General features: G+C 42.1%; 4 protein-coding genes. 3 read left to right on the top strand and 1 reads right to left on the bottom strand.

Annotated elements, in window-relative coordinates; all coding sequences use genetic code 11:
• Positions 1 to 136: 136 nt before the first annotated feature.
• Positions 137 to 844 (bottom strand): Uma2 family endonuclease, encoded by a 708-nt coding sequence (locus tag GNE10_RS33305; RefSeq protein WP_311774909.1) that lies wholly within the window; start codon positions 842 to 844, stop codon positions 137 to 139.
• Positions 845 to 991: 147 nt separating this feature from the next.
• Between GNE10_RS33305 and xseB the strand changes: the two genes are divergently transcribed.
• The 3 genes from xseB (at position 992) to ruvA (ending at position 3,170) form a co-directional block, all read left to right on the top strand.
• Positions 992 to 1,225: an exodeoxyribonuclease VII small subunit gene (gene xseB / locus GNE10_RS33300; RefSeq protein ID WP_099069977.1), complete on the top strand. Its 234-nt coding sequence runs from the start codon at positions 992 to 994 to the stop codon at positions 1,223 to 1,225.
• Between the two features lie 548 nt (positions 1,226 to 1,773).
• The gene (locus tag GNE10_RS33295) at positions 1,774 to 2,535 is read left to right on the top strand and encodes a sucrose-phosphate phosphatase (RefSeq protein ID WP_099069976.1); all 762 of its coding nucleotides are present in this window, start codon (positions 1,774 to 1,776) and stop codon (positions 2,533 to 2,535) included.
• The gene (gene ruvA, locus GNE10_RS33290) at positions 2,532 to 3,170 is read left to right on the top strand and encodes a Holliday junction branch migration protein RuvA (RefSeq protein ID WP_099069975.1); all 639 of its coding nucleotides are present in this window, start codon (positions 2,532 to 2,534) and stop codon (positions 3,168 to 3,170) included. Before GNE10_RS33295 ends, ruvA begins: the two co-directional genes overlap by 4 nt.
• The last annotated feature ends 38 nt before the right edge of the window (positions 3,171 to 3,208 follow it).

Here is a 3,208-nt window from a genome sequence, read left to right as displayed (position 1 = left end):
CATAATTAGTTATGATTCCCACAGCCATTGCACCCCACCCCTTAATCCCCTCCCCGCCTGCGGGGAGGGGAGACAAAGCGTAGCTTTGGCGGGGTGGGGTTTTTCGGGTTTAATAAGTAATCAAGGGGACACGATATCAGCTATTGTTCAACTGCTGAACAAACGCTTCATGTTCAACTGAAGCTAGCCCTTTGTGTAATACCGTCAACACCTGTTGCATATTTCCCGTAACTAATGCTGAGACATCCAGCCACAATCCTGGAAACACTTGACTTTCAATTATCCCTAAAGGATTTGGTAGCAATGCCACATATTCACCATTTTGCAAGCTGAACCAACTTACAGTCTGCTCAAAAACCTGCCAAACAATATATTCTTGAATACCATTGCGACGATAGGCGCGTTTTTTATCATATAAATCTTTAGTAGCACTGCTAGCGGCGACTTCTGCGACTAATTCTGGCGCACCTTCCACATAACCATCACTACCCAGGTGAGACTGTCCACCACAAGCTGCATCGATTAACAAAATGGCATCTGGCTGCGGTTCATTATCTAAATCTAGGCGCACAGTTGGATTATCGCCCAGTCTGACACCAGGCGTAGCTATTTTATAAGACCACAACCAGCCCATCAAATTTGCATGTGGTTCGGCGTGTGGTTCAAAGCGCAAAGGTGATGACACGTAAACGACTCCTTCAATCAATTCGGCTTTTTTGAGGTTGGGCATGGCATTGTAGCGACGCTCAAATTCTGGGCGAGTCAAGCGATCGCCACTCTCAAGAGGCGGAATATATGAGGGAGAATGAATTGGAGTCGAATTTTGTGGAGAAGTGTTGACCACGAAAAGCAGGCGGTAGAGGTGGTTAAATTGATTGTATCGTAGTTGATTTTGGATAATGGTGATGATTCAATTGGGGCAGGCTGAGGTGTAAAGTGAAGATTGTGGAAATAAACGAACCGCCAAGACGCCAAGGACGCCAAGAGTTGAATGGTTAAACGCAAGAGTGCTTCTAGTTCTGATTCGATGGAAGGTTGGAATTATGAAGCGAAAGTTATTGAAATAGAGGGAATTATTGCTCGCATTGAAGCGGGTGAGTTGGAATTGGAAGAGGTTTTTGATCAATTTGGCAAGGCTGTTGAATATTTGCGTCAGTGCGAAAGTTTTTTACAGCAGCGACAACAGCAGGTAGATTTGTTAATTGAAACTTTGAGTGAAGAATAGAAGAAGATTAAGGGAACTGCAAAAAGTAAATTATTTTGGTTAAAGTGTTGACGGTTGACGGTTGACGGTTGACTGTTAACAGTAAATAACCCTAATACCAATTCATCAAAATATTGATACATATAAGACATCTCCAGAAATTAAATATGCGTTTGCCAAAACCCTGTAGGGGCGAACGGTTGTTCGCCCTTTGTTGTGTACGGGTTGTTCGCCTTTTCTTGTGTACGGGTTGTTCGCCCTTTGTTGTGTACGGGTTGTTCGCCCTTTCTTCTGTACCCTGCGGGAAGGCTTACGCTTGTATTTGTATCATTTATAAAGTGAAATGGTACAACACGTAATATTTCACAAATTATTTGGGATTGTTATGGTTTTTTATTAAATAGATCGGCAGAAAGTCCAGTTATTTCATTGGTAAGAATACATAAGAGCCAAAATCTGGTAAATTATCTCGGAACCTGTTGTCAATAATTCGTATTGACAAATTTAATCTGCCAATTTTTAGTTTCTCAAGCATTTGTGCAACTACCAATTTGGGGTAAATCAAAATTATGAAACCATTTCTTTTTGTAACCGATCTAGATGACACCCTCGTATACCGCACTGTGGGTAATGACGACGCTTTGCCAAAGCTGAACCAACTGCTAAACCAACATCGCCAAGAATACGGTACTAAAATTGTTTATTCTACCGGGCGATCGCCTCAGCTTTACCAAGAACTCCAACTTCAAAAAAATCTTTTGCAACCAGATGCTTTAGTCCTTGCTGTAGGAACAGAAATCTACCTTCATGGCAGTGATAATCCTGATTCTAGTTGGTCAGAAATCCTCTCTCCTGGTTGGGATCGAGAACTCATCTTATCCATAACCAACAGTTTCCCCGATTTAAAGCTGCAACCACAGTCAGAACAGCGTGCTTTCAAAGTCAGCTTTTTTGTTCCTCAAGAAATAGCAGTCGGCATTCTACCGCAACTTGAGGCAGAGTTAGATAAATATAAATTAAATGTAAAGTTAATCTACAGTAGCGGAATAGACCTTGACATTGTACCCCTTACCAGCGATAAAGGTCAAGCAATGCAATTTTTACGCCAAAAGTGGAAATTTGCAGCAGAACAAACAGTTGTCTGTGGTGATTCAGGTAATGATATTGCTTTATTTGCTGTAGGCAACGAAAGGGGAATCATAGTCGGTAATGCTCGAAAAGAGTTACTCCAGTGGCACAACGAGTATCCGGCTAAGCATCGTTACCTAGCACAAGATTTTTGTGCGGGTGGAATTCTGGAAGGATTAAAATATTTTGGTTTTTTAGAATGATTAGCTATCTCAAAGGAATCGTTGCTGGTATTCAAACAATTGGTAATCGGGCTGTTTTAACTCTAGAAGTTAATGGCTTGGGGTATGATTTGCTAGTTCCCCAACGCTTAGCACAGCAATTACCAGATTCAGGGGGAGTGGCACAAATTTTTACCCATTTGCAAATTCGGGAAGAAGTGCCATTTCTCTATGGCTTTGCTTCTCCAGCCGAACGCGATTTATTTCGCCACTTGTTAACAGTTAGCGGTGTTGGTGCAGCCTTAGCCATTGCACTGTTGGACACCTTGGAACTGCCAGATTTAGTCCAAGCAATTATCGCTGGCAATACCCAAATGTTAATTCAAGCCCCTGGTGTCGGCAAAAAAATTGCCGAACGCATCTGTTTAGAACTGAAAACCAAATTGATTGAGTGGCGCAAATCAGCCGGGTTCTTTGTCGCCACAGGCGGCCCTGCACCAGGAATTCTTGAAGAAGTACAAATGACACTCTTTGCTTTAGGGTATACTGCTCATGAAGTTAGTCATGCCTTGCATGTGGTCAGTGAAGACATCGGACTACCAAAAGACGCCTATGTAGAAGATTGGATTAAACAAGCGATCGCTCATCTCAGTAGTAGCGAACAAGTTGGTTATTAGTTATTAGTCATTAGTCATTAGTCATTAGTTATTTCTCC

Origin of the sequence: Nostoc sp. 2RC, assembly GCF_014222165.1 — a bacterium.
Taxonomy (GTDB): domain Bacteria; phylum Cyanobacteriota; class Cyanobacteriia; order Cyanobacteriales; family Nostocaceae; genus Nostoc; species Nostoc linckia.
Note: the sequence above shows the minus strand (reverse complement) of the source record. Positions and strands in the feature narration are given on the sequence as shown.